General features: G+C 74.0%; 4 protein-coding genes. 3 read left to right on the top strand and 1 reads right to left on the bottom strand.

Annotated elements, in window-relative coordinates; translation table 11 throughout:
• Positions 1-322 precede the first annotated feature (322 nt).
• The gene (locus ACIQOV_RS34980) at positions 323-817 is read left to right on the top strand and encodes an ATP-binding protein (protein WP_401054879.1); all 495 of its coding nucleotides are present in this window, start codon (positions 323-325) and stop codon (positions 815-817) included.
• 40 nt (positions 818-857) lie between these two features.
• On the opposite strand, the gene ACIQOV_RS34975 is transcribed toward ACIQOV_RS34980, so the two are convergent.
• Positions 858-1,316, bottom strand: coding sequence for a DinB family protein (locus tag ACIQOV_RS34975; RefSeq protein WP_401054880.1), 459 nt, complete (start codon positions 1,314-1,316; stop codon positions 858-860).
• A 255-nt stretch (positions 1,317-1,571) separates the two neighbouring features.
• On the opposite strand from ACIQOV_RS34975, the gene ACIQOV_RS34970 reads away from it, so the two are divergent.
• Both ACIQOV_RS34970 and ACIQOV_RS34965 read left to right on the top strand, forming a co-directional pair.
• Positions 1,572-2,159: a carboxymuconolactone decarboxylase family protein gene (locus ACIQOV_RS34970; protein WP_401054878.1), complete on the top strand. Its 588-nt coding sequence runs from the start codon at positions 1,572-1,574 to the stop codon at positions 2,157-2,159.
• Complete coding sequence (locus ACIQOV_RS34965) at positions 2,156-3,022, top strand: RNA polymerase sigma-70 factor (protein WP_401054877.1); 867 nt, start codon at positions 2,156-2,158, stop codon at positions 3,020-3,022. The genes ACIQOV_RS34970 and ACIQOV_RS34965 overlap by 4 nt, the downstream gene beginning before the upstream one ends.
• Positions 3,023-3,048 lie beyond the last annotated feature (26 nt).

Below are 3,048 nucleotides of genomic sequence, written 5' to 3'. Positions count from 1 at the left end.
GTAGGGGCCCGCGGCGGGCGCCCCGACCGCCCGCCGAACCGTCACCGACCGACCACCGCCCCGCCACCGCCCGCTCGCCCACCGGCCGCCGAGCACTCGCCCACCGGTCCCCGATCGATCGGCGAGCACCCCTCCGACCCGCCCAGGAACCGGATGGGGGACGACTCGGGCCACCCGTTTGGACTAGGTTGATCCCCGAAACGCATCAGTCGTAGGGACGAGGCGGTCGGTTGTCCGGATATGGGCCGACCAGCTCCTTCGCACTCCGACCGCCCCGCCCCGGCTACCCGCCCGTCCCCGGCCCGCGAAGGGATCAGCAGCTGTGAACCGTACGACCGTAGGTGGGCCGGAGCTCGGGGGCGGCCTGGGCGCCGGGGGCGTCCTCGTCCTCGTCGACCCGGCCGGGGCCGGAGACAGCCCGGTCGCGGAGCTGCTCGCCCGGGAGCTGAACCCGAGCGTCCACCTGCGGACGGACGACTTCCTGCGGGTCATCCGCAGCGGCCGGCTCCCGCCCCACCTGCCCGAGGCCGGGCGCCAGAACGCCACCGCCCTGGCCGCGGCCGCCCAGGCCGCCTTCGCCTACGCCACCCGCGGCTATCAGGTCGTGGTGGAGGCCCCCGCCGTCCCGGCCACCCTCGACACCTTCCGCCGCGAGAGCCGCGCCACCGGCGCCGCCCTCCACTACGTCGTCCTCCAGCCCGGCCCGGCGCCCGAGGACGGCGCCCACAGCCTCGACACCACCGCCCTCACCCCCGAGGCCACTGCCGACTCCGTCCTCACCGCCCTCACCCGCCGCACCCACCTCCTCGGCTGGTAGGCCTCGACAGGTGCCCGGGGCCGTCGGTGGCCGCCCCGCCCTACGCCCCCACCACGCCGTCGATCGCCTCGCGCAGGAAGTCGGCGTGCCCGTTGTGCCGGGCGTACTCGTGGATCAGGTGGAGCATCACCAGCCGCAGCGACACCTCGGCGTCCCACCGGGCCTGATAGCCGGTGACGTCGAGGGAGTCGGCGGCGAGCTCGATGCGGCGGGAGTGCTCGACCTCGGCCTGCCAGGCGGCGAAGGCCTCGGCGCGGGTGGCGCCGGCGGGGTCGTACGCGGCCTGGTAGTCGCCGTCCCCGGACCAGACCAGCGGCAGGTCCTCGCCGTCGATCACCCGGCGGAACCAGGCGCGCTCGACCTCCGCCATGTGCCGGACCAGCCCGAGCAGGCTGAGCGTGGAGGGCGGGCTGGAGCGCAGGCGCAGCTGCTCGTCGCTCAGGCCCTCGCACTTCAGGGCGAGGGTCGCCCGGTGGAAGTCGAGGAAGCCGCGCAGCATCTCGCGCTCGCCGCCGGTCAGCGGCGGGGCGGGGCGGTCGTCGGGGACGTTCACGGTGTCGTTCTCCTCGCGGTGGTCGGAAGTCCTCGCGGACTGTAGCGAACCGTCCGGCCCCTCCGAAGGTGATTTTTTTTCCGTGCCCCGCTCCCGGCTGTCACATCCGTGCGCCCTGCGGTGTCTTCATGCCCGGCAACACGGCAACACGGCAACACCACGACACGGCACCCCGCCGAACCACCGACCCGGGAGGACACCATGGCACTGCGACTGCCGAAGGCCCAGCTGCCCGCCGAGCTGAACGAGAACATGATCAAGGGTTTCGGGGCCGCCCTCGAACCCGTCGAGGCGATCTGGCACAACCCCGGCGTCGCCACCGCGAACCTGGACTTCTCCCGCCGGATCGCCGAGTGGGACGCGCTCGACGAGAGCCTCAAGTCCTTCGCCCACATGGCGGTGGCCGCGCAGGTCGGCTGCGGCTGGTGCCTGGACGTCGGCTACTTCCAGGCGCAGAACCGGGGCCTGGACCTCGCCAAGGCGAGCCAGGTGCCGAACTGGCGGGCCGCAGAGGTGTTCACGGCACTGGAGCGCGAGGTGATGGAGTACGCCGAGGCCATGACCGTGACCCCGCCGGCCGTCACCGACGAACTGTACGACCGCCTGCTGGACCGGCTCGGTGCGGCGGCCATGGTCGAACTCACCGCCTACGTCGCCTTCGTCAACATGGCCACCAGGAACAACACCGCGAACGGCGTCCGCTCCCAGGGCTTCTCCGACGCCTGCGGGATCCCGCTGGCCCGGCGCACCGCCGTCGTCGACGACCCGGCCGGGGCGTCGCCGGCATGACCGAGGACCCCTTCGTCACCCACCGCGGCCTGCTCTTCACCGTCGCCTACGAGCTGCTCGGCTCCGCCGCCGACGCCGAGGACGTGCTGCAGGAGTCCTGGCTGCGGTGGGCCGGGGTCGACCGCGGGCAGGTGCACGACCCGCGTTCGTACCTCGTCCGGATCGTCACCCGACAGGGCCTCAACCGGCTGCGGACGGTGTCCCGCCGACGCGAGCAGTACGTCGGCGAGTGGCTGCCGGAGCCGCTGCTCACCAGCCCCGACGTCGCCGAGGACGTGGAACTCGCGGAGAGCGTCTCGTTCGCGATGCTGACCGTCCTGGAGACCCTCGGGCCGACGGAACGGGCGGTGTTCGTGCTCCGCGAGGTCTTCGAGCTGCCGTACGGGGAGATCGCCGAGGCCCTCGGCAAGACCTCGGCCGCCGTACGGCAGGTCGCCCGGCGGGCCCGCGGGCACGTGGCCGCCCGCCGGCCCCGGGTGCGGGTGAGCCGCGACGAGCAGCAGCGGGTGGTGGAACGGTTCCTGGCGACCCTGCGCACCGGGCGGCTGCAGGACCTGATGGAGGTGCTGGCGCCGGACGTCGTCCTGATCGCCGACGGCGGCGGGATCGCGGCGGCCGTGACGGCCCCGGTGCACGGGGCCGGGGCGGTGGCGGCGCTGCTCGCGCGCACCGGGCGGCTGCCGGTCGTCTTCGAGACCACCACGGTGTGGCTCAACGGCGCGCCGGCCGGGCGGATCGACATCGGCGGCGAGCCCTCGGTGGTGAGCCTCGCGGTGGAGGACGGCCGGATCACCCGGGTCTACATCGTGCGCAACCCGCGGAAGCTGACCCGGATCGACGCACCGGCCGACCTCACCCGGTGACCGCCCCCGGTCGCGTGGTGGTGCCC

Origin of the sequence: Kitasatospora sp. NPDC091257 (genome assembly GCF_044757675.1) — a bacterium.
Classification (GTDB): domain Bacteria; phylum Actinomycetota; class Actinomycetes; order Streptomycetales; family Streptomycetaceae; genus Kitasatospora; species Kitasatospora lactacystinica.
The sequence above is the reverse complement of the archived record's forward strand: the minus strand, read 5'-3'. Positions and strand labels throughout refer to the sequence as shown.

Bases quoted from the DNA above. Each gene is read 5' to 3' on its own strand.
- ACIQOV_RS34975 (WP_401054880.1), bottom strand. From the start codon at position 1,316: ATGCTGCGCGGCTTCCTCGACTTCCACCGGGCGACCCTCGCCCTGAAG.
- ACIQOV_RS34970 (WP_401054878.1), top strand. From the start codon at position 1,572: ATGGCACTGCGACTGCCGAAGGCCCAGCTGCCCGCCGAGCTGAACGAG.
- ACIQOV_RS34965 (WP_401054877.1), top strand. From the start codon at position 2,156: ATGACCGAGGACCCCTTCGTCACCCACCGCGGCCTGCTCTTCACCGTC.